At 28.7% G+C, this 24,976-nt stretch carries 23 protein-coding genes, 1 other RNA gene and 2 pseudogenes; 8 read left to right on the forward strand and 18 right to left on the reverse strand.

Annotated elements, in window-relative coordinates; genetic code table 11:
- Positions 1-9: 9 nt before the first annotated feature.
- The gene (locus HMPREF9309_RS02080) at positions 10-651 is read left to right on the forward strand and encodes a protein-L-isoaspartate(D-aspartate) O-methyltransferase (protein ID WP_016646271.1); all 642 of its coding nucleotides are present in this window, start codon (positions 10-12) and stop codon (positions 649-651) included.
- Positions 642-2,426, forward strand: coding sequence for a 5-methylcytosine-specific restriction endonuclease subunit McrB (locus HMPREF9309_RS02085; protein WP_016646272.1), 1,785 nt, complete (start codon positions 642-644; stop codon positions 2,424-2,426). Before HMPREF9309_RS02080 ends, HMPREF9309_RS02085 begins: the two co-directional genes overlap by 10 nt.
- Before the next feature lie 17 nt (positions 2,427-2,443).
- Here HMPREF9309_RS02085 and recJ read toward each other — a convergent pair whose 3' ends face one another.
- Together recJ and HMPREF9309_RS02095 are read right to left on the reverse strand one after the other, a co-directional pair.
- Positions 2,444-4,027, reverse strand: coding sequence for a single-stranded-DNA-specific exonuclease RecJ (recJ, locus tag HMPREF9309_RS02090; protein WP_016646273.1), 1,584 nt, complete (start codon positions 4,025-4,027; stop codon positions 2,444-2,446).
- A 15-nt stretch (positions 4,028-4,042) separates the two neighbouring features.
- Positions 4,043-5,680 (reverse strand): CTP synthase, encoded by a 1,638-nt coding sequence (locus HMPREF9309_RS02095; RefSeq protein WP_016646274.1) that lies wholly within the window; start codon positions 5,678-5,680, stop codon positions 4,043-4,045.
- A 188-nt stretch (positions 5,681-5,868) separates the two neighbouring features.
- On the opposite strand from HMPREF9309_RS02095, the gene HMPREF9309_RS02100 reads away from it, so the two are divergent.
- The 3 genes from HMPREF9309_RS02100 to HMPREF9309_RS02110 are packed head-to-tail and all read left to right on the forward strand — an operon-like array spanning position 5,869 to position 8,696.
- Positions 5,869-6,078 (forward strand): DUF4492 domain-containing protein, encoded by a 210-nt coding sequence (locus HMPREF9309_RS02100; protein WP_016646275.1) that lies wholly within the window; start codon positions 5,869-5,871, stop codon positions 6,076-6,078.
- A 1-nt stretch (position 6,079) separates the two neighbouring features.
- Positions 6,080-7,600 (forward strand): cytochrome ubiquinol oxidase subunit I, encoded by a 1,521-nt coding sequence (locus HMPREF9309_RS02105; RefSeq protein ID WP_016646276.1) that lies wholly within the window; start codon positions 6,080-6,082, stop codon positions 7,598-7,600.
- 1 nt (position 7,601) lies between these two features.
- Entirely contained in the window at positions 7,602-8,696 is a 1,095-nt protein-coding gene (locus HMPREF9309_RS02110) for a cytochrome d ubiquinol oxidase subunit II (protein WP_016646277.1), read from the forward strand.
- A 119-nt stretch (positions 8,697-8,815) separates the two neighbouring features.
- Here HMPREF9309_RS02110 and HMPREF9309_RS02115 read toward each other — a convergent pair whose 3' ends face one another.
- Entirely contained in the window at positions 8,816-9,007 is a 192-nt protein-coding gene (locus HMPREF9309_RS02115) for a hypothetical protein (protein WP_155827304.1), read from the reverse strand.
- A 213-nt stretch (positions 9,008-9,220) separates the two neighbouring features.
- On the opposite strand from HMPREF9309_RS02115, the gene HMPREF9309_RS02120 reads away from it, so the two are divergent.
- Together HMPREF9309_RS02120 and HMPREF9309_RS02125 are read left to right on the forward strand one after the other, a co-directional pair.
- Positions 9,221-10,549 (forward strand): MBOAT family O-acyltransferase, encoded by a 1,329-nt coding sequence (locus HMPREF9309_RS02120; RefSeq protein ID WP_016646279.1) that lies wholly within the window; start codon positions 9,221-9,223, stop codon positions 10,547-10,549.
- The gene (locus HMPREF9309_RS02125) at positions 10,549-11,544 is read left to right on the forward strand and encodes a DUF459 domain-containing protein (protein ID WP_016646280.1); all 996 of its coding nucleotides are present in this window, start codon (positions 10,549-10,551) and stop codon (positions 11,542-11,544) included. Before HMPREF9309_RS02120 ends, HMPREF9309_RS02125 begins: the two co-directional genes overlap by 1 nt.
- Here HMPREF9309_RS02125 and HMPREF9309_RS02130 read toward each other — a convergent pair.
- The 13 genes and pseudogenes from HMPREF9309_RS02130 to HMPREF9309_RS02195 all read right to left on the reverse strand — a co-directional run bounded on the left by HMPREF9309_RS02130 (position 11,537) and on the right by HMPREF9309_RS02195 (position 23,214).
- On the reverse strand, positions 11,537-12,340 hold the full coding sequence (locus HMPREF9309_RS02130; RefSeq protein ID WP_016646281.1) for a DUF3137 domain-containing protein: 804 nt from the start codon (positions 12,338-12,340) through the stop codon (positions 11,537-11,539). The two genes, HMPREF9309_RS02125 and HMPREF9309_RS02130, sit on opposite strands and share 8 nt — an antisense overlap.
- Before the next feature lie 69 nt (positions 12,341-12,409).
- Positions 12,410-13,147 (reverse strand): urease accessory protein UreD, encoded by a 738-nt coding sequence (locus HMPREF9309_RS02135; RefSeq protein WP_016646282.1) that lies wholly within the window; start codon positions 13,145-13,147, stop codon positions 12,410-12,412.
- Positions 13,144-13,758: an urease accessory protein UreG gene (ureG, locus tag HMPREF9309_RS02140; RefSeq protein WP_016646283.1), complete on the reverse strand. Its 615-nt coding sequence runs from the start codon at positions 13,756-13,758 to the stop codon at positions 13,144-13,146. Before ureG ends, HMPREF9309_RS02135 begins: the two co-directional genes overlap by 4 nt.
- Before the next feature lie 19 nt (positions 13,759-13,777).
- Positions 13,778-14,446 (reverse strand): urease accessory protein UreF, encoded by a 669-nt coding sequence (locus HMPREF9309_RS02145; protein WP_016646284.1) that lies wholly within the window; start codon positions 14,444-14,446, stop codon positions 13,778-13,780.
- 12 nt (positions 14,447-14,458) lie between these two features.
- Positions 14,459-14,896 carry an urease accessory protein UreE gene (locus tag HMPREF9309_RS02150; RefSeq protein WP_016646285.1) on the reverse strand — a complete coding sequence of 146 codons (438 nt, stop codon included), beginning with the start codon at positions 14,894-14,896 and terminating at the stop codon, positions 14,459-14,461.
- Positions 14,897-14,905: 9 nt separating this feature from the next.
- Positions 14,906-16,621, reverse strand: a complete 1,716-nt coding sequence (gene ureC, locus HMPREF9309_RS02155; protein ID WP_016646286.1) for an urease subunit alpha — start codon at positions 16,619-16,621, stop codon at positions 14,906-14,908.
- Positions 16,622-16,628: 7 nt separating this feature from the next.
- Positions 16,629-17,257: pseudogene (gene ureB / locus HMPREF9309_RS09310) on the reverse strand (urease subunit beta).
- Between the two features lie 98 nt (positions 17,258-17,355).
- Complete coding sequence (locus HMPREF9309_RS02170; protein ID WP_016646289.1) at positions 17,356-18,351, reverse strand: DUF3137 domain-containing protein; 996 nt, start codon at positions 18,349-18,351, stop codon at positions 17,356-17,358.
- Complete coding sequence (locus HMPREF9309_RS02175; RefSeq protein WP_016646290.1) at positions 18,348-19,340, reverse strand: DUF3137 domain-containing protein; 993 nt, start codon at positions 19,338-19,340, stop codon at positions 18,348-18,350. Before HMPREF9309_RS02175 ends, HMPREF9309_RS02170 begins: the two co-directional genes overlap by 4 nt.
- A 3-nt stretch (positions 19,341-19,343) precedes the next feature.
- Positions 19,344-20,237, reverse strand: coding sequence for a DUF3137 domain-containing protein (locus HMPREF9309_RS02180; protein WP_016646291.1), 894 nt, complete (start codon positions 20,235-20,237; stop codon positions 19,344-19,346).
- A gap of 6 nt (positions 20,238-20,243) precedes the next feature.
- Positions 20,244-20,807 carry a LemA family protein gene (locus HMPREF9309_RS02185; protein ID WP_016646292.1) on the reverse strand — a complete coding sequence of 188 codons (564 nt, stop codon included), beginning with the start codon at positions 20,805-20,807 and terminating at the stop codon, positions 20,244-20,246.
- A gap of 110 nt (positions 20,808-20,917) precedes the next feature.
- On the reverse strand, positions 20,918-22,726 hold the full coding sequence (gene typA / locus HMPREF9309_RS02190; protein WP_016646293.1) for a translational GTPase TypA: 1,809 nt from the start codon (positions 22,724-22,726) through the stop codon (positions 20,918-20,920).
- A 62-nt stretch (positions 22,727-22,788) separates the two neighbouring features.
- Positions 22,789-23,214, reverse strand: coding sequence for a hypothetical protein (locus tag HMPREF9309_RS02195; RefSeq protein WP_016646294.1), 426 nt, complete (start codon positions 23,212-23,214; stop codon positions 22,789-22,791).
- A gap of 46 nt (positions 23,215-23,260) precedes the next feature.
- On the opposite strand from HMPREF9309_RS02195, the gene ffs reads away from it, so the two are divergent.
- Positions 23,261-23,358, forward strand: an RNA gene (ffs, locus tag HMPREF9309_RS08820) — signal recognition particle sRNA small type.
- 6 nt (positions 23,359-23,364) lie between these two features.
- Here ffs and HMPREF9309_RS02200 read toward each other — a convergent pair.
- Positions 23,365-24,582: pseudogene (locus tag HMPREF9309_RS02200) on the reverse strand (HD domain-containing protein); the annotation flags it as partial.
- Complete coding sequence (gene queF / locus HMPREF9309_RS02205; protein WP_016646296.1) at positions 24,579-24,965, reverse strand: preQ(1) synthase; 387 nt, start codon at positions 24,963-24,965, stop codon at positions 24,579-24,581. The pseudogene HMPREF9309_RS02200 and the gene queF, both read right to left, overlap by 4 nt.
- Positions 24,966-24,976: the final 11 nt, after the last annotated feature.

The following is a 24,976-nucleotide window of genomic DNA, read 5'->3' on the forward strand; positions in this document are numbered from 1 at the left end:
AGTAGGATTATGGAAAATTTTGAAATTTTAAAATGCCAAAAACTAGCTGATGAGATAGCAAACTCATTAAATCTAACACCAGCTTTATATGAGGCGTTTTGCAAGGTGCCAAGAAGTATTTTTGTACCAATAAGTGCTTACGCTTATGAGCTAAACCCACAGCCCATTTTAGGTGGTCAGTGGATAAGCTCGCCTTTGACAGTTGCTAAGATGAGTTTAGCCTTAGAACTTGATGGGGTTGATAAAGTCTTAGAAATTGGCTGTGGAAGTGGGTATCAAGCAGCTATTTTAAGTAAAATCATAAGGCGAGTTTTTACAATCGAAAGAATTGAAAAACTTGTAAATGAGGCTAAAAAAAACTTTGAAAGCCTAAATATTACAAATATTCATTTAAGATATGATGATGGCAATGCTGGCTGGAAAAAGTATGCTCCTTATGAGAGAATTTTACTCTCAGCCGCAGCAAAAGAGATAGATAAAAGACTTTTGGATCAGCTTGAAGTTGGGGGAGTTTTAGTTGCACCACTTTATAAAGACGGCTGTCAAAAAATAGTAAAAATAAGAAAAATTAGTGAATTAGATTTTAACCAAGAAATAATTGATGAGTGTGAGTTTGTCCCACTTTTAAAAGGAGTTGAGCAATGCAAATAGAAGTTGCAATGGATCTTTTTTTAGAAAAAAGTAGTCCTATAAATTTAAAAAAAGAGGTTACAAAAGTAGTTGACCTACTTCAAAATCTTAAAGCAAATGTTTTAAGTTTTAGTCAAAACGAAAATGACTTTTTGCAAAATTCATACATTGAGTTTTGCGGTAGTGATGAAACTGGAATATTAAATTTAAGTTCTAGGTACCCAAAAGCGGGATATTTTTTCATAAATAGATTTTTTGAAAACAATATGGAAAATTTTTATAGAAATTTTGCACTAAAAGATAAAATTTCATCTTGCAAAGAGGTTTTTGAAAATAATCAAAACTCGGCAGTTGAAGATGTTATCAAGGGTGAAAGTGCAAATTGCGTTTCTTTATATATTTTTATGGAAAATATCGCTAGAAAATATGAAAAATATACTGAAGATAGAGAACTTAAAATAGGATTTAAGAAAAAAATTATAAATTTTTATGATCAACTCTATAAAATTTTTGAAATTTTAAGTCCAAATTTAGCCCAAAAGTATTTTGATATAGTTTTTCACAACCATCCAATGATGTTAATAGAACTTATTAAAAACTCTCTTTCATCAAACTCTATTCAAAGTGTTGTAACTACTTTTAGCGAAGAAAATAAAATAAATGCTGGTTTTAAAGATAAAAATGAGTTTCACATACTTGATCAAAATAGTTTAACTGAGTTTATATCTATTGTTTTTATAGAAAATAACAATTTACACTCTTTTATCTATAATCAAAACAATCTTAAAATTTTATCAAGCACATTTGCTAAAAAAATTGAAAATTTAGATGACTTTACAAAACTTTGCACTGAATTTGCTTCTAAATTTAAACCATACCCTGTTGATGAGGTAGAGTTTAGCGAACAATGTATTTATTATGAGCTATTTTTTAAATTTATTCTTAGCTATGGAAGTAGTTCAGTATCGAAAAATACACTATTTATTGGCTCTTTTGGTGTTGAAAAAAATAAAACTGCAAGAGAGATTTTAAATATAAAAAATATCCCTATAAATAGATATTGTGTTATCTCGATGCATGAAAGTTACACATACGAAGATTTTATGGATGGCTTTGTAAATGGTGAGTTTATAAACGGGGAGTTTAAAGAAATTTGTAAAAAAGCAATCAATGATAAAGAAAACGACTACTATGTGATTATAAATGATATAAATAGTTGTAATATAGCCTCTATATTTGGCGAAAGTGCGGAGCTGTTAGAAAACAGATATTCAGACAAAAATCCTGCATTTATAAGGACTAAAAACTCAAGAATAATTGATAAATTTGATAATATTAGTGATTTTAGCGTAGTTGAAGAAGAAGGAAAATCCTATTTTGCAATACCTGAAAATTTATTTATCATAGCTACACTTGATACAAATTTAGGCTATAAAAACACTCCTCCAAGCTTTTTGAAAAGATTTAAGAAAAATTATATAAAATGCAACTATCAAGCTATAGTTTCGGCTCTTGAAGGCATAGAAAATGTAAATAACTACATAAAAACTTGCGAGAGAATAAATGAAATTTTAGCAGATAAAACACTTGATGATGAGATAGAAATCGGACATTTTGTCTTTATTGACATAAAAAATTACATAAAAGATGGTGAAATTTCTCAAAAATCATTAAAAGATTTTTATGAAAATGAGTTAAAATCCATCCTAAAAAGTATATTTGCAAAAACACTTTCTCAAAAAGAAGCAGATGATGCGCTAAGTACTATAAAAAATGCTTTAAGGCAAGGTTATTAATTAAGTTTAGCCAAAATTTAATTTTTGGCTAAACAAAGTTCTTTTATAACAAACTCAGGTGTTATGGTATTTCTAAAAGAGTTTTTTATAACAGAGGCTATCAAGTCCACTCTATCACCCTCTTTTGGCATAAAATCATAATTAAAATAAAGGGCTTCTTTGTAGACATTATTTTTTTCAATTGTGATTTTTATATGATTTTTCTCTTTTCCAATCATTCTAATATTACTTACTACCGCATTTTTTATTTTAAAAATTGGTTTTGGGTTTTTTTGCCCATAAGGTTCGAAAAATTCCAAAATGTCTAAAAGCTCTAAATCAAGTTCTTTTATATCAATTTCACCTAAAATTTCATCAGCATAAGGCGAAATTCCATCTAAATCCTGTAAAAAACAACTTGAGTTAATTGCCTCTTTAAATTTAGGTAAATTTTTACTTTCTATGACAATTCCAGCTGCGCCTTTATGCCCACCAAAGCTAAGTAAAAGCTCTTTTTGAGAGGCAATTAGCTTTAAAATATCAAATTTATTAACACTTCTTGCACTTCCTTTTGCACGGTGCTCATCTACGCTAAAAACAATTGCTGGTTTTTTATAATGTTTGCAAAGCCTTGAAGCAACGATACCAATGACACCTTCATGCCAATTTTTTCCCCAAGCTACGATTATTTCATCATCTTTACTGACAAGAGCCTTAGAGCTTTCATAAAGCGTTTTTTCTTCATCTTTTCGTGATTCGTTTAAATCAACAATTTTATCTAAAAAATATTTTGCACTTTTATAATTCTTTGCTCTTAAAAACTTATATGAAAGACTTGCATCATCCATTCTACCAGTTGAGTTTATAAGTGGAGCTATTAAAAAACTAATATCGTCAAATTCAAATTTATCTTTTGAATATAGATTTTTTATCGCAAAAAATGCTGGTCTTTTTGATGAGTTAAGCTTTTTTATACCAAGCTTTACAAGCACTCTATTCATATCTCTTAGCTCCATCATATCAGCAATTATAGCAATTACTAATAAGTCAAGATCATTTGACATATCGTACTCAACACCGCAAACATCTTTTAAAGCCCCAACTAAATACCACGCAACCTCAGCTCCACAAATTTCAACATTTGGAAACGGACAATCACTTTGTTTTGGGTTGATTATCGCGTAAGCTTTTGGTAAAACTGGTGGTGGCATATGATGATCTGTTATGATTAGATCAATTCCCTTTTTTTTGCAAATTTCAGCCGCTTCAACTGCACTAATTCCATTATCGACTGTGATTATTAGCTTCACACCACTAATTTCTTCTAAAATTTTAGGATTTAGTCCATATCCATCACTAAATCTATTTGGAATTTTTACAAAAAAATCAACCCCTAAAAGATCGAAAAAATCAGCTAAAATCACACTACTTACAATGCCATCAACATCATAATCCCCCACAATTGCAATTTTTTCATTATTTTCAATTGCAGTTCTTATGCGACCTGCTGCTTTGTAGTTGTCTTTTAGACTTGATGGAAGTGGAATTTCTGAAACTTTAGTATGGATATCTTTTTCAAACCTAGTTTCTAAAATTTCCTTTATCTTTTTTTTATCTAACATTTTTTGCCTAACATTTTATTTGCTATTTTTCAATGCGGCACTTAAAAACCCAGTTATAACGGGATTTGGCTTTGTAAGGCGAGAGGTAAATTCAGGATGAAACTGAACTCCTATGAAAAATGGATGATCTTTTAACTCAACTGCTTCGATTAATCCATCACTTTCACCACTTACTATAAGTCCTGACTTTTCAAATTTTTCTTTATACTTTGGATTTGCCTCAAAGCGGTGGCGATGTCTTTCTTTAGCTGTTTTTACTCCACTATAAATTTTACTTAAAAGAGAATTTGGTTTGATATTATACTCATATCCACCAAGTCTCATAGTACCACCAAGTGGGCTTTTGTGAGTTCTAAGCTGCTTTTTACCATGGCTATCGATAAACTCATCAATTAGAAAAATAATTGGCTCTTTTGTATTTTCATCAAACTCAACTGAATTTGCATCTTTTATACCTAAAACATCTCTTGCAAACTCAATTAAGGCAAGCTGCATACCAAGGCAAATTCCAAGATAAGGAATTTTATGAGTTCTAGCGTATTTTATAGCTTCCATTTTGCCTTCAATGCCTCTTTTTCCAAAACCACCAGCAACTAAAACACCATCAACATCTTTTAATATTTCATCTACATTTTCAAAGTCAATTCTTTCGCTATCGCACCATTTTATATCAACTTTTGTGTCTAAATTTGCACCTGAATGAATCAAAGCTTCGGTTAAGCTTTTATAACTTTCTTTAAGTTCTAAATATTTTCCAACAAAAGCAATTCTTACTTTATTTGTAGGCTCATTTACTCTTCTAACTAACTCATTCCACTCGTTCATATCTACTTTTAACTCACCCAAATCCAAACACTCACTAATTGGAGTTAAAATATCTTGTTGTAAGAAAACAATTGGAATTTGATATATGCTTTTACAATCAGGGCTTTCAATAACGCAGTTTTTTTCAACCCCACAACTTATTGCGATTTTATCTTTTAACTCTTTGCTTAGTGGTCTTTCACTTCTACAAATTATCATATCAGGGGTTATACCTATTCTCCTAAGCTCACCAACGCTATGCTGGGTTGGCTTGGTTTTAAGCTCGCCTGCTGCTTTGATAAATGGCACCAAAGTTAGATGTACATTCATAGATCTTTTTTTGCCAAGCTCTATGCGCATCGCTCTAATTGCCTCTAAAAATGGCTGACCTTCGATATCTCCAACAGTTCCGCCAATTTCAATTATTAAAACATCTTTACCCTCACCTGCTTTTTTAAATCTATCTGTTATCTCATTTACAATATGAGGAATTACTTGAATAGTTTTTCCTAAATAATCCCCTCGTCTTTCTTTTTCAATAACAGAACTATAAACTCTACCTGTTGTAAAGTTGTTATTTTGACTTAAATTTTCATCTAAAAAACGCTCATAATGACCAAGATCAAGATCAGTCTCAGCTCCATCATCAGTTACAAAAACTTCTCCATGCTCCAAAGGACTCATGGTTCCAGGATCGACATTTATATATGGATCTGCTTTTAAAATGCTTACTTTAAGACCTGCTTTTTTTAAAAGTGTGGCTATACTTGCTGAAGCTATCCCCTTACCAAGTGAGCTTAAAACTCCACCTGTAACAAAGATATATTTAGTATCTTTTTTTGCTGACATATTTTTCCTTAAATTTATAATTTTACAATTATACCTTTTTAACTTTTATACTTGGTAAAATTTATAAAATTTAAAATATTTTTTAATAAAACTAGAAAATATTTTTTAAAATTTGATAATAAAATTCTCTTGATAAATTTAAGTCATTATAAAGTTGTTTTAACTTTTCTTGTGTTAAAATTAAACTTATGAAAACTTTAAAAAATATATTTAATTTTTATATAGATGGTTTTAAAAATATGAAGCTTGGAAAAACTCTTTGGCTTGTAGTTTTTGTAAAACTTTTTATAATTATTTTTATATTGAAAATGCTTATTTTTGACAAAAATATTCATACTGAGTTTCAAACCGATAAAGAAAAGATAAATTTTATATATCAAAATTTAAAAAAGGATTAAAATGGAGGATTTAATAAGTACGGTAGATTGGTCAAGAGCACAATTTGCCTTAACTGCGCTTTACCATTTTTTATTTGTTCCGCTAACTTTAGGGCTTTCATTTATGCTTGCATTTATGGAGACTTTATATGTAAAAACTGGCAACCCAGAATGGAAAAGAATAACTAAATTTTGGCTTAGACTTTTTGCTGTAAATTTTGCAATTGGTGTTGCAACTGGCATAATAATGGAATTTGAATTTGGAACAAACTGGGCAAATTACTCATGGTTTGTTGGAGATATTTTTGGAGCTCCTTTGGCAATTGAAGGGCTTTTTGCATTTTTCCTAGAAGCTACATTTTTCGCTGTTATGTTTTTTGGCTGGGATAGAGTTAGTAAAAAATTTCACCTTTTCTCAACATGGATGGTAGCACTTGGTTCAAATTTAAGCGCTTTTTGGATTTTAGTTGCAAATGGCTGGATGCAGCATCCCGTTGGCACAGTTTTTAACCACGAAACCTTAAGAAATGAGATGATAAATTTCGCAGAAGTTGCACTCTCACCAGTTGGAATAAGTAAATTCTTGCACACAGTTGGTGGCGGATATATAACATCAGCCTTATTTGTTTTAGGAATTTCAGCATATTTTATGCTTAAAAACAAACATTTTCAAATGGCTAAAAAAAGCTTTATAGTTGCTGCAAGTTTTGGCTTTTTAAGTTCAATTTTTGTTCTATTTAGCGGCGATGAAAGTGCATACCAAGTAGCACAAAAGCAACCCATGAAACTTGCTGCAATGGAAGGGCTTTACAAAGGTGAAGTAAATGCTGGAATCGTTGCAATGGGAATTTTAACACCAGATAAAAAACCAGGCGATGAAAAAGAGCCTTTTATTGTAGAAATTCAAGCACCTTATTTGCTAGGACTTATGGCAACAAGAGGAATAAATAATTTTACCCCTGGAATTGATGATTTAGTTTATGGAAATGAAAAATTTAATATCCCATCTGCTCAAAGCAAAATCGATAGTGGAAAAATTGCCTTAAATGCACTGGAAAATATTAAATTAGCAAGTGATAAAAATGATGAAAAAAGCATTTTAGAAAATAGAAAAATTTTAGATGAAAATATGCATAATTTTGGATATGGATATTTAGATAAGCCAGAAGATATTGTTCCACCTGTTGGGCTTACATTTTATAGTTTTCACGTAATGGTCGCACTTGGAAGTTATTTTATAGTACTATTTTTGACAACTCTTTATTTAAGCATGGCAAATAGAATTGAAAAATATAAAAAACTTCTTTGGGCGTGCGTGTTTAGCATACCGCTTGGATATGTAGCGTGTGAGGCTGGGTGGATAGTAGCAGAAGTTGGGCGACAACCTTGGGCAATACAAGATTTAATGCCTGTTGGAATTGCTGCTACAAATTTAGCAAGTGTAAATGTTAAATTATCATTTTTACTATTTGTTGTTTTATTTACAGCTTTATTTATAGCTGAGATAAAAATCATGCTTAAGCAAATTAAGATAGGATTTTAAGATGTATGAATATTTACAAATTTATTGGTGGATTGTAGTTTCGCTAATTGGCGGACTTTTTGTTTTTATGATGTTTGTTCAAGGTGGACAAACTTTGGTTAAAAAAATAGCCAAAGATGAAGCACAAAAAGATCTTTTTTTAAACTCAGTTGGAAAAAAATGGGAACTTACTTTTACAACTTTAGTTATGTTTGGAGGAGCTTGTTTTGCAGCTTTTCCACTATTTTATGCAACTAGCTTTGGTGGAGCTTACTGGGTTTGGCTTGGAATACTTTTTTGTTTTATTATCCAAGCAGTTGCATATGAGTATAGAAAAAAACCAAATAACTTTTTAGGGCAAAAAACTTATGAAAATTTCCTTTATATAAATGGCTCTTTAGGGGTTATTTTAATAGGCATTGCAGTATCAACTTTTTTTAGTGGAAGTAGTTTTGTTTTAGATGGCAATAATTTTGTTGATTGGCAAAGCAAATTTAGAGGACTTGAGGCTTTAAAAAATCCATTTAACTATATTCTTGGAATTGCTCTTTTTTTCCAAGCAAGAGTTGGTGGGGCAATGTATCTTATAAACAATATAAACGATGATAAAATAAGAGAAAATTTAAAGAAAAATCTAAAATTTGATGCTTTAATATTTGTTGCTTTTCTAGTGGCATTTTTACTATTTTTAGTTTTGAAAAGCGGATATGATGTTAATGAAAACGGTATTGTAGAAATGGTTAGATTTAAATATGGTTTAAACTATTTAGAGATGCCAATTGTTTTGATTATGCTCTTAATTGGACTAATTTTAGCTCTTTTTGGACTTTATAAAGCTATCTTTACATCTAGCATAAAAGGAATTTTCCCATACGGTCTTGGTGTTGTTTTAGTTGTAATGAGTGTATTTTTGGTAGCTGGACTAAACTCTACAGCATTTTATCCATCACACTTTGACTTACAAAGTTCACTTACTATAAAAAACGCTAGTTCTAGTTTTTATACTTTAAAAGTTATGGCAATAGTTTCACTTTGGGCACCTGTTTTATTGGGCTATATTGCTTATGTTTGGAAACTTATGGATGCTAAAAAACTCACAAAAGATGAGATAGAATAAGGAAAATAAAATGATAAAGTCAATTATATTTATAATTATTTGGTTTATTTTAATCTTTGCAAGTTATAAATTTATAAAACTAAATATAAATCAAGTTGAGGAAAACGAAGAGAGATATTTTAAAAAATAAATTTAATCTTTTGAGATACAATACCAACAAATTTAAGGGGCAAGTTTTGTCCAAAAACATTTACTATAAATAAAAAAAGTTTCTTAAAAACTGGCGCAATTGCTACAAGTTTAGCTGCAACTCCAAGTATTATTTTAGCAAAAGGTGAAAAACCTCTGCTAAAAATATGCAAAAACATCATTTTTATGATGCTACCTTAACTCGCGCATTATTTGCTTTTTGGCTCATCATTTGGAGCATTCTTGATGCAATCACCACAACTGGCTATAAAGGTGAGTTTATAGAATAAATTTAAATTAATCATCTCCTAAAAATATTGAAATTTCGCAAAAGAAAATTTAAGTACTAATAAAATGTAAATATGATAAAATGAAACAAAATTTGTTGGAGTTTCATGAGCCTTTTTAGTGTTGAGTTTATCTTTTGTTTTTTAATTTTTTGGCTAATTTATTATATTTTTAAATTTAGCATTTTTATACAAAAACTCCTTATTTTAGGCTTTTCATATCTATTTTTATTTGCTATAAATCCTATTTTTTTATTAATTAATTTTATTTTTACTCTTATAATTTATCTTTTTTCACGCCTTATTTTAAAATTTAATTTTGCATTTGTCTTAAGCATAATTTTTATAATTTTTAACTTGGTTTTTTTTAAATACAAAGGTTATTTTGGTTTTGAGTTTAAAAATGAGTTTTTAAATACAAATATTTTTCCACTAGGTCTTTCATTTTATTCATTTATGGCGATAACTTACCTTTATAGCGTAAAAATAGGTGAATTAAAACCCAAATTTATAGATAGTTTTGTTTTTTTAAGCTTTTTTATCACAATAGTTTCAGGCCCTATTCTAAGAGCAAAAGAGTTTTTTAAAACGCTAAATGAAAAGAAAACATTTGAATATTCAAATTTAATTTTTACTCTTATTTTAATGGCATTTTTTAAAAAACTTATTCTTGCAAACCACCTTTTTAACTATCTTACGCCTATTTTTAATAACATAAACAGTTATAATTTTTTAGAGCTTTTTTCATCACTTTATCTATATTCTTTGCTGCTTTATTTTGATTTTAGTTCTTATGTTGATTTTATTTTAGCGCTTGGATTAATGTGTGGTTTTAAACTTCCAAAAAACTTCAATAGACCTTTTTTAGCCACTGATTTAAAAGAGTTTTGGAGAAGATGGCATATTAGTTTGATGAGTTTTTTTAAGGATTATATTTATATCAAACTTGGCGGAAGTAGATGTGGAAATTTAAAAACTCAAAGAAATATTTTAATAGTTTTTATGCTTTCTGGTATTTGGCACGGTGGAGGTCTTTCATTTTTTATATGGGGGTTTTTACACGGAGTTTGCGTAGTGTTTTTAAATTTGAAAAAGAACTTTGATATTTTAAAATTTGATATTTTAAAAAGATTTATAACTTTTAGTTTTTTAAGTTTTATTTGGGTATTTTTTATATTTAAATTTGATGATTCTATTGGTTTTATAACAAATTTATCCGAACTTAAAGAATTTGAAATTTTATATTTTTTAGCTTTTATTTTTATGATATTTGTCTTTTTATATCTGTATGAAAAAATAAATTTTTATGAAATTTTGATGTTTATTTTTGATAGTTTAAATATATTTTTTATAATTATTTTTCTTTTTATATCATTTTTATCAATATATTTTTTAATGCCTAGCGGAATGCCTGAGTTTATTTATCAAGGATTTTAATGAGAGCTTTTGTTGTTTTATCATCTGTTTTTTCACTACTTTTTTCCTTGCTTTTATACCCATTTTGCAACTATTTTGAAGCAAAATATCAAAAATTTTTCTTTTTATATGACACAAAAATTTATAATATAAGTAAAGAAATTTTTGCAAAAAAAGAATTTATCTATAGTGAAAGCGCAAATAAAAATTTCAACAAAGACATTGAGGCTGTATTAAAAAAATATGATGATGAGTTAAAATTTTTGAAAATAAAAGAAAAAAATCAAAAAATTTTAAAAGAAAACATTGCAAAAGCTTTAGAGAAAAAATATAGACAAGATAAGATAAAAAAAGAGGAAAACCTTAAGAGCTTAGCAAAATATATAAACTCAAAAAAAGTTGTTTTTGATGAAAATCTAAGTGTTATTTTAATAGGAGATTCTATCATGCACGGCATTGGGTGGGGATTTTCTAATAAAAAAGTAAAAGTTGAAAATATAGCTAAATCAAGCACTGGTTTAGTTAATAAAAAGTTTTTTAACTGGAATGATAAACTTAGCCAAGTGCTACAAAATGCACCTAAAAATAGCATTATAATTGCTCATTTTGGTACAAATGATGGATACTCTATAAATTATAATGGGCAAAGGCTTAAATTTGGAAGTAGCCAGTGGAGTGAGTTTTACAAATCAAGGGTTACTGAAATTTATACCATATCTAAAAAATATGATAAAAATATTTTTTGGCTTGAAATTCCTTGTATGAAAAAATCGAATTTTGATAAAAATATGAAAATTATAAATAAAATTTTAAAAGCCTCAGCCAAAGAAAATCACGCTAAATTTATAGAAATAAATGAAGCTATTTGTAAAAATGATGAGTACTTACAAAGCAAGATAATAGGCAATAAAAAGAGAATTTTAAGATCTGATGATGGAATTCATCTAAGTACATTTGGAGCAAAAGTTGTGGTTGAGCTCATCATAGAAGAGATTGAAAAAAATCCCTTTAACTAAGCCTTAAAAATTTAATAAGCTTTTCAAAACTTTGTATTTGATCTGTAAATTCTTGCGTATCTAAAGAGGTAATTTTTTTAAATAAATTTGGCTCTAAAGAGTCAATTTTATTATCTAGAATGATTAAAATCTCATCTTTATAAAGTAAAATATCAGCTTTTTTATCACCAACCAAGCTTTCAAGTCTTTCTATAAAAACAGGATTTAAAATATAAAAAGCTTTTGTCAAATCAGAGCTAAAAACTTTGAAATTTTGGCTAAATTTAACACTATCAAGCTTTATTTCTTTTAAGTTTTTAGCTGAAATTATCCCTAAATTTGTTATTAAAACTTTAGAATCAAACTCTTTTTTAAGTCTTGCGTTAAAAATTTTACCTTTAAATTTCACTGCTCCAAACCAAAGCTCTCCATCGCAAATTTTAAACCAAACACCGCTTAAAATCCCGCTAAACTCATCATTTGTTATTAAAAAACCACTCTTTGGTTTTGAAAAGTTTAAAACGGCTTTTTTTAATTTTCGCGAATTTCTTGAAAATTTTATATCTTTTATGCCAATAGCTTTAAAAATAGTTTCGTTAAGCTCTTTTATAAAAGAATTTTTAATGCCAAATTTAAGACTTAAAATAACAAAAATGTAGATAAAAAATAAAAATAAAAGCGGCGTTACTCTTGAGCTTATCGTAGGATTTTCAACAAGCTTAAAAACGCCAAATAAAAAAACTAAGCTAAAACTCCCACCAGTTATAAAAAGCTTATTTAATAACTTTTTTCTTTTGTTTTCAAGCTCATTTATCATCTTTTATAAAATCCGTTTCTAAAACTTAAATTTTTCTTTGTTATCATATTTTTAGTTTTTAAATTATAACTATTTAGAGTAATTATTTATTTGTTCTTTTACTTTGTCTAACTCTTTTAATGCTTTAAATTCGCTATTGCAAAGCACTCTAAAAACTAAAATTTCATCATTAATACGCGAACTTGTCATAATAAAATCATCACTTATAATATCATCAAATTTAGGCGTTTTAAAGCCGTAAATTAACATAAAAAAGTTAAATTTAAACTCTTTATAAAGTCCAAAACTTTTAACTTTATCATCTAAAATTGTCTTATCACTAAAAATTAGCTTATCATCAACAAAAAAGTTATTTGCTAAAAAAAGTTTATTAAATTTAAAATCATCGCCGCTTTTACTATATCCACTACTTACGCCATCAATGTAAATAAGCTTTGAGTTTTTTTTCAAATAAAAATCCATAATTTGCTTAAATTTAGCATTTTCATACGCGATTAGGCTTAAATTATCATAGTCTAAAAAGGCATTTTTGCCTAAAATTATTTTAGAGCTAAAAACAGAGTATTTATCATCTTGGGCTTTAAAGACTTTTTGATTTGATTGGGGCAAGATATTTATTTTTACATCATTTTCAAGGATAATTTTTTGGTTGTATGTTTCACCACTTATGAGTCCACCACCCAAAGTTACAAGATATATAAACTCATCATCTAAAATTCGGCTTGCTTTCATGCAGCCTTTGTTTTTATACTCTTTTAAAACAGTTTTATCGCCTTTTTTAGCAAAAACTAAACTTAAATCATTCATCTTAAATCTTCAAATAAACACTCTTTTTTAATCCAATTAATAACATCACTTAAGCCTTCATCTTTTTTTAAATTTGTAAAGAAAAATGGCTTATTTCCTCTAAAATTTAAAGTGTCACTTCTCATTACATCTAAATTTGCTCCAACAAATGGCGCAAGATCTGTTTTATTTATAACAAATAAATCTGATTTTATCATACCAGCACCAGCTTTTCTAGGGATTTTTTCACCTTGCGCAACGTCTATTATATAAATACTAAAATCAACTAAATCAGGACTAAAAGTTGCAGCTAAATTATCACCACCACTTTCTAGAAAAATAAGATCTAAATTTGGAAATTTTTGATTTAACTCCTCAATTGCTGAGTAATTCATCGATGCGTCTTCTCTAATTGCAGTATGAGGGCATCCACCTGTTTCAACGCCAATTATTCTACTTTCATCTAAAACACTATTTTTAGCTAAAAATTTAGCATCTTCTTTTGTGTAAATATCGTTTGTTATAACACCTATTTCATAAGTTTTACTTAAAACTCTACTAAGTCTTTCAACAAGCAGTGTTTTTCCTGCTCCAACAGGACCACCAACACCTATAATTACAGGTTTTTTCATCATTATTCCTTTTTAAAAACTATGACATAAATAAACGAAAATTTAAGCTTTCATGCATTAAATTTCCAACTTCCAAAGCACAAAATCCAGCGCCCAAATACTCACTACCAAAACTGCTTAAATTTAAAGCGTTTTCATAAATTTCATTAACTAAAAAATAGCTATTTTTTAAAATATTTTGTGTGTTTCTTTGTCCAAGAGGAATTGCTCTTGTGGCATTTGCGGCAAGATTTTTAATACTTGAAAAAATATAATTTTTTAAAACTTCTTTACTAAGTTCAAATTCTTTACAAAATAGTCCAAAAACTATGGCATTATGCCCATGGCATTTTTTTGATTTAATCAAATTTTGATAATCTAAAAGCAAATTAGAGTTAAAAATTTCTAATGTTTTAAGGGAGTTTTGAGCCATAAATTTATTTGCATTTTTAATTTCTAGGCTTTGCGAACTTGCATTTAAAATTTCATCTAAATTTATAATATCAAAGCCATCGTATGTAAGACAAAAACCCAAAGCATCGTTATATAAAAAGCTTTTTTCTAAGTAAACCTCAAGCCATTTTAAAAAGCTTTTTTCATCATTTATCAAATTTAATCTTAGAAAACTCTCAAAGCCGAAGCTATGAGAGTATGCACCGTTTGGAAAAGCATTATCAAAAATTTGAGAAATTAAGAGAACTTTATCCATAATTTTACTTTTTTAATGACTGTGATTTGCATGCCTTAACGCTGTTTTTAAAACTCTTTTGGTCTTTTTAAAATCTACATTTTGGTTTTTTAAAAACTCTTCTATTAGGCTATCTGGCTCTATTATCATTAAATTTTCTTCAAAAATTGCTGGGGTGTGACGATTTCCAATATTATGAGCGATAATTCCCATTTCTTTTAAATTTTTTGGGCTAATTTCTAAAACATCAGTTGGTAAAATTTTAACCGCTACAACACTATCATCTAAAATAGCCAATATATCGCCATCTTTTAGCTCATCTTCAACATTTATTCCAATTTCAACGCCATTATTGCTTTTAACTCTTAAAATTTTTTTAACTCTATCGTCATTTGAAATATTTGCAAAATCAACTTTTTTATCTTTTAAATCAAAATTATCTAAATTTCTTAAAATTTTATTTACTATCAATTTTTTCCCTTAAAATAAAAAATATCTTTGTGTCATTGGCAATGTATCAAAAGGCTCTGTATATACAAACTCACCATCTACATAAACTTTATAAGTTTGAGGGTCAACGTTAATTTCTGGGGTTAAATTATTTAATTTTAGGTCTTTTTTTAAGACATTATTACAGTTTGATACAGGCAAAATAATTTTTGATAAATTATATTTTTTACCGATATCAAGTTCATACGCACTTTTACTTACAAAACTAAAACAAGTTTTGTGAACAGCCTCACCAATGGCACCAAACATATATCTAAACTCATTTGGTTGAGGAGTTGGGATGCTTGCGTTACTATCGCCCATTTGAGCTAAAACTATCATACCACCTTTTAATACCATTTTTGGTTTTACACCAAAAAATCTAGGATCCCAAATAACTAAATCAGCAAATTTGCCAACCTCCACGCTTCCAACATATGAGCTTATACCAGTTGCAATAGCTGGGTTTATGGTGTATTTTGCAATATATCTTTTAATTCTTTCATTATCACAAAACTCACTATCTCCTTGCATAGTTCCTCTTTGAGCTTTCATTTTATGAGCACATTGCCAAGTTCTTAAAACCATCTCGCCAATTCGCCCCATTGCTTGAGAGTCACTACTCATAATAGATATTACTCCCATATCATGGAGTGCGTCTTCTGCTCCTATTGTCTCAGCTCTAATTCTACTATCAGCAAAAGCAACATCTTCAGGAACATTTTTATCTAAATGGTGACATACCATAAGCATATCAAGATGCTCTTCAATCGTATTTTTTGTAAAAGGCATAGTTGGGTTTGTACTTGCAGGAAGTACATTTTTAAGACCAGCTAATTTTATAATATCTGGCGCATGTCCTCCACCTGCTCCTTCTGTGTGAAAAGTGTGAATGGTTCTGCCATCTATTGCTTTTACAGTATCTTCCACAAAACCAAATTCGTTTAAAGTATCTGTATGAAGTCCAACGCTTACATCAAATTTTTGTGAAGCTTCTAGAGAAAAATTTAAAGCTGATTTTGTAGCACCCCAATCTTCATGGACTTTAAGACCTGCTGCTCCAGCTAAAATTTGAGCCTCGTTTACACCTAAATTTGCACCACTTCCTTTTCCATAAATTCCAATATTAATTGGTAAATTATCGATTCCTTGAAGCATTCTTTCTATATTAAAAGCTCCTGGAGTTACTGTTGTAGCTTTACTTCCATCAGCAGGACCAGTTCCACCACCAAATAAAGTTGTTACACCATTACAGAGTGCTTCTTTTACTTGATATGGATTTATAAGGTGTATGTGGGTATCAATTCCACCAGCTGTTAAGATTAACCCCTCAGCACTAATTACTTCTGTGCTAACTCCAACAATAAAATCAACATCATCCATTGTGCTATCGTTTCCACCATTTCCAATATAGGCAATTTTGCCATCTTTTATGCCAATATCAGCTTTATAAATTCCTGTATAATCGATTATTAAAGCATTTGTGATAATTAAATCCACAACTTTTGGCTCCCCACGAAGCAAAATAGCGTTTTGTCCCATACCATCTCTTAGAGTTTTTCCACCACCAAATTTTGCCTCTTCTCCATAAGGAATTAAATTTTTTTCAACCTTTGCAAAAAGATTAGTATCTGCAAGTCTTACGCTATCGCCTGTTGTTATACCAAACATTGAGGCGTATCTTTTTCTTGAAATTTTAAAACTCATTTTTTCCTCACTTCTTATCTAAAAAACCATCAACTAGGTTGTTTAATCCATAAACTTCTCTTTTTCCACCAATGTCAATTAAACTAACTTCTTTTTCAACTCCTGGCTCAAACCTAACAGCTGTGCCTGAAGCGATATCAAGCCTTTTTCCAAAAGATTTTTCTCTATCAAATTCTAAATATTCATTTACTTCAAAAAAGTGATAGTGAGATCCAACTTGAATAGCCCTATCGCCTGTGTTTTTAACAACTAAAGTTATAGCATTTTTACCTTCATTGCAAGTAATATTACCATCTGCAAAAATATATTCACCTATTTTCAAAATTTATCCTTTTAAATAACTGGCCTATGAAGTGTTACAAGTTTTGTGCCATCATTAAAAGTAGCTTCAACCTGAACTTCTTGTATCATTTCAGCTACACCATCCATTAAATCTTCACTTTTTAAAACTTCTCTTCCACTTTGCATTAATTCTACAACACTTTTACCCTCTCTTGCACCTTCAAGGATAAAATCACTTAATATTGCCATTGCTTCTGGGTAGTTTAGTTTTAGTCCTTTGTCTTTTCGCTTTCTAGCTACACATGCTGCGTAACTTATGAGCAGTTTTTCATGCTCTCTTGGAGTAAAAATCATATTTGTCCTTTAAAAAATGTGATTAAAAAATAATATCAGCTTATTATATCACAAATAAAATAAAAAGCTAGTTTTGTATAAGCTTTATTAAATATATATCAAAATTTAAATATATTTTTATTCAAAGATAAAATTTCGACTATTTGCAGAATTGTGTTTAAGTCGTTTAGTATTTTTTTAGCTGGATTTTTTGTGATGAGATTTTCATCTAAATTTGGTTCAAAATTATCTTTATTAGTATCTATTGTAATATAAATTTTAGTTTCCAAAAAGCTTAAATTTAAAGGAACATTAAAACGATTTTTAATTTTTATTATACTTTCCATTAACGCAGGACTTAAAATATACATTGCATTTATAATATCATCAGTATAAATTTTAAAGTTTTTATTAAATTCATAATTATCAGTTAATACTTTTTTAAGTTTTATGCTTGACTTTGGTTTTCTGTTTGACATTATAAAAGTTTTTGAAGTTATTGTTTTATTAAAATCAGCCACGAAAAAAAGTCCTGTATATTTATGAAGCCTCCAATCTTCATAGCGAAAATTTTTAGAATAAAACAAATAACTTAAACTATAATAAAACATAGAAATTCTACCTTCAACTTCTGGTGGTTCTATATAATCTTGCAAAATAATATCACTAAATTTAAACTTAACTCCATTGATTTCACCACTTATTAAATCATTTCCACCCTCATCATTAAACATCGGAAAAAGCCCACAATGTTCAATAATATCAGCTTTAATATGTCTTTTCATCTCATATTTAAAACCTTTTTTTTCGATAAAAGGCTTAAGATAAAATTCTTTAAAATTTTGTCTAAATTTAAGTGAAATAAGTCTTTTATAGCTTTTGCAATATCTTAAATATGTTAAAATTAAAATTATAAAAAATATAAAAATTATCATAAATTTTGAAAAATATGAAATTTTATACCAATCTTTAAAGGTAAAAAACATAACCGAACTTACAAAAGTAAGGTAAGTTGCACCAACTATACAAAAGGTTATAAAAAATAGATAAAATCTAGTAATAAGTCTTTTTTTAAGTATATTTTTTCGCTCTTTTTCTAGTTCTATTAATTTCATAAATTATCCAAATTTGCCCATAAATTTTTATCAAGTGCTAAGACCTTAACAATACCAAAAAGTGCGTTTAAATCATCTAAAATAACTTTTGCCGGGTCTTGCTTTACAATGGGCTTGTTAATATCAGCCTCAAAACTATCAAAGCCTTTGTTTATGGCGATATAAATTTTAGTTTTTATGAAGCTAATATTAATTTCACAATTAAAAATATTTTGCAAATTTAAAACTCTTTCCATAAATGCTGGAGTTAAAAGATAAAATGCGTTTTGAATGTCATCGCTAAAGACTTTGAATTTATCGTTAAATTTTGGATTATCAAGGGTTATTAGACTAAGCCCTTTTTTATCTCTTGGAGCGTGATGAGACATAATAAAAGTATTTGATTTGATGTTTTTATTAAAGTCAGCAATAAACAAAATGCCTGTAAAAAGGTGAGCTTTATCTCTTTCATAGCGGTAAGAAAAATAATTTATCAAAAAATTAATTGCCCAAAGGCGCATGTCATTCTCAAAAGTAATATCTTTTTTCTTTTCTAAAATCAAATCACTAAAACTAAATCTAATATCTTCTATTTCTCCCGTTATCATATCATTTCCTCTTTGGTGAGTAAATGGTTTAAAAAGCCTACTTCTAACAATATCTGTAGCATTGATATAAGCATTCATTTTATAATTTATATTTTTATTTTTTAGATATGGAAAAAGGTATTTTTCTTTATATAAACTTCTAAAAACTCTTGCTCTTTTATCCATTAAATTTGAATATTCTCTTTTAAATCCATAAATTAAAAATATTAAAAATGGGATAAGTATAAATAATTTAGTTATAAAATTTAGTCTTGTAAGGTCTAAAAACTGAGTTAAAACTATCAAAAATGCAAAAGATAAAACAAAAAATACCTTTAAAAATGCATAAATTTGAAGCATAAAAAACTTCGAAACTACTTTTTTTCGCTCTCTTTCAAGTTCATTTAGAGTTATGATTTTCACTATTTATCCTCTTGTCCAAATTCTGTTATTTAAATTTAGCTCCTGTACTAAATTTAAAATCTCTAAAATATCTTTTTCATAAATTTCTAAAATTGAATTTTTACCGATTAAAGAGTTATGAAGTTTTGGCTCAAAACTATCATAATTAAACTCCAAATAAATATAAATTTTACTATCCAAAAAGGCAAAATTAAGCTCTTTTTTAAAATAGTTTTTAATTTTTAAAACTCTTTCCATAAAATTTGGCGTTAAAATATATCTTGCATTTATTTGATCATTTGTAAATGTTTTAAAACTTTTTTCAAACTCCACATCATCCATATATGCTCTATTGCCAAATCTTTTTAAAAATGCAGTTTTATTTGATAAAACATAGGTTTTAGAAGTAAAAGTTTTATTAAAATCGGCTATAAAAAATATCCCTTTAAATATAGTTTCATAGCGAACTGTTTCATTTCCTTTTTCATCATAGGTTATAATCTCCTCTTGTAAAAACAGATCACTTAATTTTATATTTACACCTTTAAATTTACCCTCTATCAAGTCATTTCCACTATATAAATCAGCAATTTTATAAATATTTGGATAGTAAAACTCTTTTTTATCTATAAATTCATTTGGAAAATAGTTCAAATTTGGGCTAATTTTAGTGATAATCTCTCTTAAAAGTTTGTTTTTAAACTCGTAATTAAAATTTTTTACAGCAAAATTTCTATATGTTTGATACAAAAAAATAGCGCAAAAGCTAGGAATAAAAAGTGAAAATAAAAAATCATCTGATGAAAAATAAAGATAGGTAAAAGCTAAAACAGCCAAACCACTTAAAAACAAAAGTACCATTTTAAGGTCGCTTAAAATGGCTAATCTCTTATTTTCAAGGTTTTTTATATCATTCATTTACTGTTATTTTTTGAAAAGCTCACTAACATTTGGACTTGTTTGTTCATCTTTTTCAATTTCAAAAAATGCATCTTTTTTAAATTTAAAGAAATTTGCGATGATATTACTTGGAAACATCTCAATTGTGTTATTATAAACCATTACACTTGAGTTGTATGCTCTTCTTGCAGCTGAAATTTGCTCTTCAATCTCAATTAAAGTAGCTTGTAAATGCATAACATTTTCATTTGCTTTTAAATCTGGATAAGCTTCAATCGCAACTTGAATATTTCCTAAAAGTTTTGAAATTTGAGAATTCAGATCAAAAGTTTCTTTGTTATCATGTGAGTTTATCGCCCTACTTCTAAGTTCAGTAACCTTAGTTAAAACTTCTCTTTCATGTGTTAAATACTCTTTTACAGTTGAAACTAAATTTGGTATAAGATCATATCTTTTTTTAAGCTGAGTAAATACACCTGCGCGGATATTTTTAACTTGATTTCTTTTGGCTATCAAGTCGTTATAAACACTAATTAACCAAAAAAGTAAAACAACTAAAATCGCTACAAATATCAAAGTCCCATTCATCATAAATCCTTTGTAAAATTTAATATATTTTACAAAAAATTCACTTTATTACATATAAAAATACAATAAACTTAGCCCACTGTTTTGGACTAAGTTTTTAAAAATGAAATTTAACCTAATTTTTTAGCCATTCTTTTTCTAATAGTTGGATCTAAATAGCGTTTTCTAACACGGATATTTTTAGGAGTTACTTCAACAAGTTCATCTTCTTCTATCCATTCCAGCGCTCTTTCAAGTGTTAGAATTCTTGGTGGGACTAGTTTTATAGCATCATCACTTCCACTTGCTCTAACGTTGGTTAAATTCTTACCTTTTATAGGATTTACATCAAGGTCATTTGGACGGCTGTGTTCGCCAATTATCATTCCTGTATAAACTTTGGCTTGAGGTTCAATAAATAAAACTCCTCTTTCTTGTAAATTCCACAAACTATAAGCTAGTGCAACACCATTTTCCATACTTACCAAAGCTCCATTTACCCGTCTTTCAACACTTCCACAAAGTGGGCGAAACTCTAAAAAGCTATGGTTCATTATACCCTCACCCTTGGTATCTGTTAAAAACTGACTTCTAAATCCAATCAATCCACGAGCTGGAATTTCAAACTCTAATCTTGTTTGTCCATCACCTGTTGGACTCATAACTTTCATCTCAGCTCTTTTTTTACCAAGTTTTTCGATAATAATACCAGTAAATTCATCAGGACAATCAATAACTAAATTTTCAAAAGGCTCACATTTAACACCATTTATCTCTTTTACAATAACCTCAGGGCGACCTAGTAAAAATTCAAATCCCTCTCTTCTCATACTTTCAGCTAAAATTGTAATCTGTAACTCGCCTCTTCCACTAACTCTAAATTTACCCTCGCCAATGTTTTCATAACGCATAGCGATGTTTGTTTTCATCTCGTTTTGAAGTCTCTCTTCTATTTTATTTGAAGTTACACTTTTGCCCTCAGTTCCAGCAAGTGGTCCGTCATTTACACTAAAAATTACGCTAATTGTTGGCTCTTCGATATGAAGTTCTTCAAGTGGCATTGGATTGTTTGGATCAACTATACTATCTCCAACTCCCAAAGCTTCAAATCCAGCAATTGCTACGATATCACCACAGCTTGCTTCATCAATATCTAGTCTATTAAGTCCTAAAAAGCCAATTAGTTTTGAAATTCTACCTGTTAGTTTTGTGCCATCAGCTCTTACTTGCATAACATTTTGATTTTTGCTAATTTTACCGTTAAATATCCTTGCAATACCGATTTTACCGACATAGTTGTCATAATCAAGAGTAAAAACTTGAAGTTGTAAAGGATTGTCATCACTTCCACTTGGCTTTGGAACATTTGCTAAAATTGTCTCAAAAAGTGGTGTCATATCTTTGTTTTCATCATCTAAATTTAACTTTGCATAACCATCTCTTGCAGCTGCATAAACTGTAACAAACTCTAGTTGTTCATCATTTGCATCAAGAGCTACAAAAAGGTCAAATATTTCATTTATTACTCTATCTGGATCGGCTGCTGGTTTGTCGATTTTATTAATAACAACAATTGGTTTAAGACCAAAAGAAAGTGCCTTTTTAACAACAAATTTAGTCTGTGGCATAACACCTTCTTGTGCATCAACTAAAAGCAAAACTCCATCAACCATCTTTAAAACTCGCTCAACCTCTCCACCAAAATCGGCGTGTCCTGGAGTATCAATGATATTTATCTTTGTATCTTTATAAATAATGGCGGTATTTTTACTTAAAATCGTAATGCCTCTTTCTCTTTCAATATCGCCACTATCCATGACTCTATCGCCAACTTCTTTGTGGGCATCAAATGTACCTGATTGTTTTAAAAGCTGATCTACCATTGTAGTTTTGCCGTGATCAACGTGCGCAATTACAGCTATATTTCTAATATCTTTCAATCTGTTTCTCCAAATTTAAATTAAAATGTATTATATAAAAAAATTTTTATAAAAAAATTAAACTAATTTTTTGAGTAAATTTCAACTTCACTAAGTAAAAACTCATAAATTCTTTGCTGTATTAAAGCATCATCTTCATCTGAAGATGAAATAATGCGTCTTAAATGTTCAAAATTTATCTTTTTTACATATCTTGGTTGAAGTTTTAAATCCCTATCAATATCCCTTAAAATAGTATCTAGCGTATAGCTTTTATAGTTTTTTACCATTGAAACATATTCTTTTATTACAGAGAGTAATATATTTACTCTTATTGAATTTTTAGCATAAATTTCTTCAATAATTGTTTTTAAAAACTCATAATCTTTATCTTCAATCTTTTTTTTAGCTAAAAGCATTGAAGCAAAAATCTTTGCTCTAAATTCAATCGAAGCAGATCTTAAAAATAGACCTCTAAAAAATGATAAAAAATTTATTTTAAAATTCATATAAACCTTTTTTAAGAATTTTTTTGCTATAATTTCAACTTGCCTCTTCTTAGACCTGTGCAATGTCATTTTTAGGCACCGTTTCAGGGTAGGAATACAGCAGAACATCTAAGCTTGGTATGTGCCGCAGCCATCTGAGAAGGGGTCTTTTAAATCAAAAAATTTCATAAAATCCTTGCAAATTTCATAGAAATCAACTTCATCATTTAGCGGATTTTCTTTAAAAAATTTAAGACTTGACTCAAATCCACCTATTAGCTCTTTACTTTTTACACCATAACTTATAGAAATTCCTGCTTCAAAAAATGCTGCTAATTTATCGCAATACTTTAAAGCTTTTCCATCAATTGTTCTATATTCGTCTAAATTTATCTCTTTAAAATTTTTTGGCAAAGCTTTTGGAGCTGTTTTAAAAATCCTATCTTCAAACTCATCTTTTATAAATTTTTCTCCGCTTTTTCTAATGCCTAAAATATAGCTAAACTCATCTTTTACAACCTCTGGAACAAAAGGTAAAATTTTATCATCAATTAGGCGCATTTCATATTCATTTAGTATCTCATTTAAACCCTTAATACCATATTTTACGGGGCTTATTATATCTCTTGTTAAACTTTCTGGTAAATCATGAAACAAAGCACAAAAAAAGTTAAACTCAACTCTTTTTTTACAAGATTTAATTTTAAGTGAGTAAAAATATCCTAAAATTGCAACAACCAACATATGTCCTAAAACTGAAGTCTCAGGAATTCTAGGAGTTTGTGCCCAACGCTTTTGAAATCTAAGACGCCCACTCAAATCAACAATACGAGAGAGCTTTTTATTCATTATAATTTTTCTAACACCTGTTAATTCATAATAATCTTCAAGCTCGGCATCGACTGAGTTTTTAAGCTCTTCAATATCACTTAAAAATTGGCTTGTTTGATAGACAATGTTAAATTCCCATTTTGTCGCAAGATAGGAGGCTGCTTTTAAAATAACTCGCTCTTTTTGATAAGAGCTATCTTTTTTAAGAAGGTAATTTTTAAATCTTTCATAAAATTTGCCATCTTCAATAGCTTTTAACTCATTTTCATAGTTGTTTATTACCCACTCATTTATCTTTTTTGATTTTGTTTTTTGAATCTGATGAAAAACATCTGGGCGAATATCTGTAACCATAACTCTAAGTAAAAAATCAAATATCCCACCCTCGATGATATAATTCATATCCACATCATCTTCAAATTTAGCTATAAAATAGGCGATTATAAATTTATGAGCTTGTTTATCAAGCTCTACTAAATTTACCATTTTAGGATAGTCATTCCACCTTGAAATAGAGGCTGCTTTGAAAATATGTTCTATTAAACTTGCTTTTATCACTGCTTTTTTACCAAATTTGAATCAATCTCAATAACTGTATGGACATTGCCTCTTGGGTTAAAATCCCCAACTATTTTCATCCATTTTGGCTTTAATTTTCTATCAAGTAGGTCATAAATTTCATTTATACTATCTTCATGGCTTATGTTTTTGTTCATAAATGAGTTTATATAAAGTTTAATTGCTTTTAGCTCAACAACCCACTCATTTGGAATATATTCTAAATAAATCGTTGCAAAATCTGGATAACCACTCCTTGGACAAAGGCATGTAAACTCAGGTAAAGTTATCTTTATAATATAATCTTTTTTATGTTTATTTGGCCAAATTTCAAGATCTTTTTCTGGATCAAACTCATTTAAAATTTTTTCACCATAACGCATTTTTTTCCTTT

The sequence above is a fragment of the Campylobacter ureolyticus ACS-301-V-Sch3b genome (assembly GCF_000413435.1).
GTDB classification, from domain to species: Bacteria; Campylobacterota; Campylobacteria; order Campylobacterales; family Campylobacteraceae; genus Campylobacter_B; species Campylobacter_B ureolyticus_A.

Bases quoted from the DNA above. Each gene is read 5' to 3' on its own strand.
- HMPREF9309_RS02135 (WP_016646282.1), bottom strand. From the start codon at position 13,147: ATGAATGATTTAAGTTTAGTTTTTGCTAAAAAAGGCGATAAAACTGTT.
- HMPREF9309_RS02115 (WP_155827304.1), bottom strand. From the start codon at position 9,007: ATGATGTTTTTGCATATTTTTAGCAGAGGTTTTTCACCTTTTGCTAAA.
- queF (WP_016646296.1), bottom strand. From the start codon at position 24,965: ATGCGTTATGGTGAAAAAATTTTAAATGAGTTTGATCCAGAAAAAGAT.
- HMPREF9309_RS02120 (WP_016646279.1), top strand. From the start codon at position 9,221: ATGAGCCTTTTTAGTGTTGAGTTTATCTTTTGTTTTTTAATTTTTTGG.
- HMPREF9309_RS02195 (WP_016646294.1), bottom strand. From the start codon at position 23,214: ATGAATTTTAAAATAAATTTTTTATCATTTTTTAGAGGTCTATTTTTA.
- HMPREF9309_RS02125 (WP_016646280.1), top strand. From the start codon at position 10,549: ATGAGAGCTTTTGTTGTTTTATCATCTGTTTTTTCACTACTTTTTTCC.
- recJ (WP_016646273.1), bottom strand. From the start codon at position 4,027: ATGTTAGATAAAAAAAAGATAAAGGAAATTTTAGAAACTAGGTTTGAA.
- HMPREF9309_RS02130 (WP_016646281.1), bottom strand. From the start codon at position 12,340: ATGATAAATGAGCTTGAAAACAAAAGAAAAAAGTTATTAAATAAGCTT.
- HMPREF9309_RS02170 (WP_016646289.1), bottom strand. From the start codon at position 18,351: ATGAAATTAATAGAACTAGAAAAAGAGCGAAAAAATATACTTAAAAAA.
- HMPREF9309_RS02100 (WP_016646275.1), top strand. From the start codon at position 5,869: ATGAAAACTTTAAAAAATATATTTAATTTTTATATAGATGGTTTTAAA.
- HMPREF9309_RS02085 (WP_016646272.1), top strand. From the start codon at position 642: ATGCAAATAGAAGTTGCAATGGATCTTTTTTTAGAAAAAAGTAGTCCT.
- HMPREF9309_RS02110 (WP_016646277.1), top strand. From the start codon at position 7,602: ATGTATGAATATTTACAAATTTATTGGTGGATTGTAGTTTCGCTAATT.
- HMPREF9309_RS02180 (WP_016646291.1), bottom strand. From the start codon at position 20,237: ATGAATGATATAAAAAACCTTGAAAATAAGAGATTAGCCATTTTAAGC.
- HMPREF9309_RS02080 (WP_016646271.1), top strand. From the start codon at position 10: ATGGAAAATTTTGAAATTTTAAAATGCCAAAAACTAGCTGATGAGATA.
- HMPREF9309_RS02105 (WP_016646276.1), top strand. From the start codon at position 6,080: ATGGAGGATTTAATAAGTACGGTAGATTGGTCAAGAGCACAATTTGCC.
- ureG (WP_016646283.1), bottom strand. From the start codon at position 13,758: ATGAAAAAACCTGTAATTATAGGTGTTGGTGGTCCTGTTGGAGCAGGA.
- ureC (WP_016646286.1), bottom strand. From the start codon at position 16,621: ATGAGTTTTAAAATTTCAAGAAAAAGATACGCCTCAATGTTTGGTATA.
- HMPREF9309_RS02095 (WP_016646274.1), bottom strand. From the start codon at position 5,680: ATGTCAGCAAAAAAAGATACTAAATATATCTTTGTTACAGGTGGAGTT.
- HMPREF9309_RS02145 (WP_016646284.1), bottom strand. From the start codon at position 14,446: ATGGATAAAGTTCTCTTAATTTCTCAAATTTTTGATAATGCTTTTCCA.
- HMPREF9309_RS02185 (WP_016646292.1), bottom strand. From the start codon at position 20,807: ATGAATGGGACTTTGATATTTGTAGCGATTTTAGTTGTTTTACTTTTT.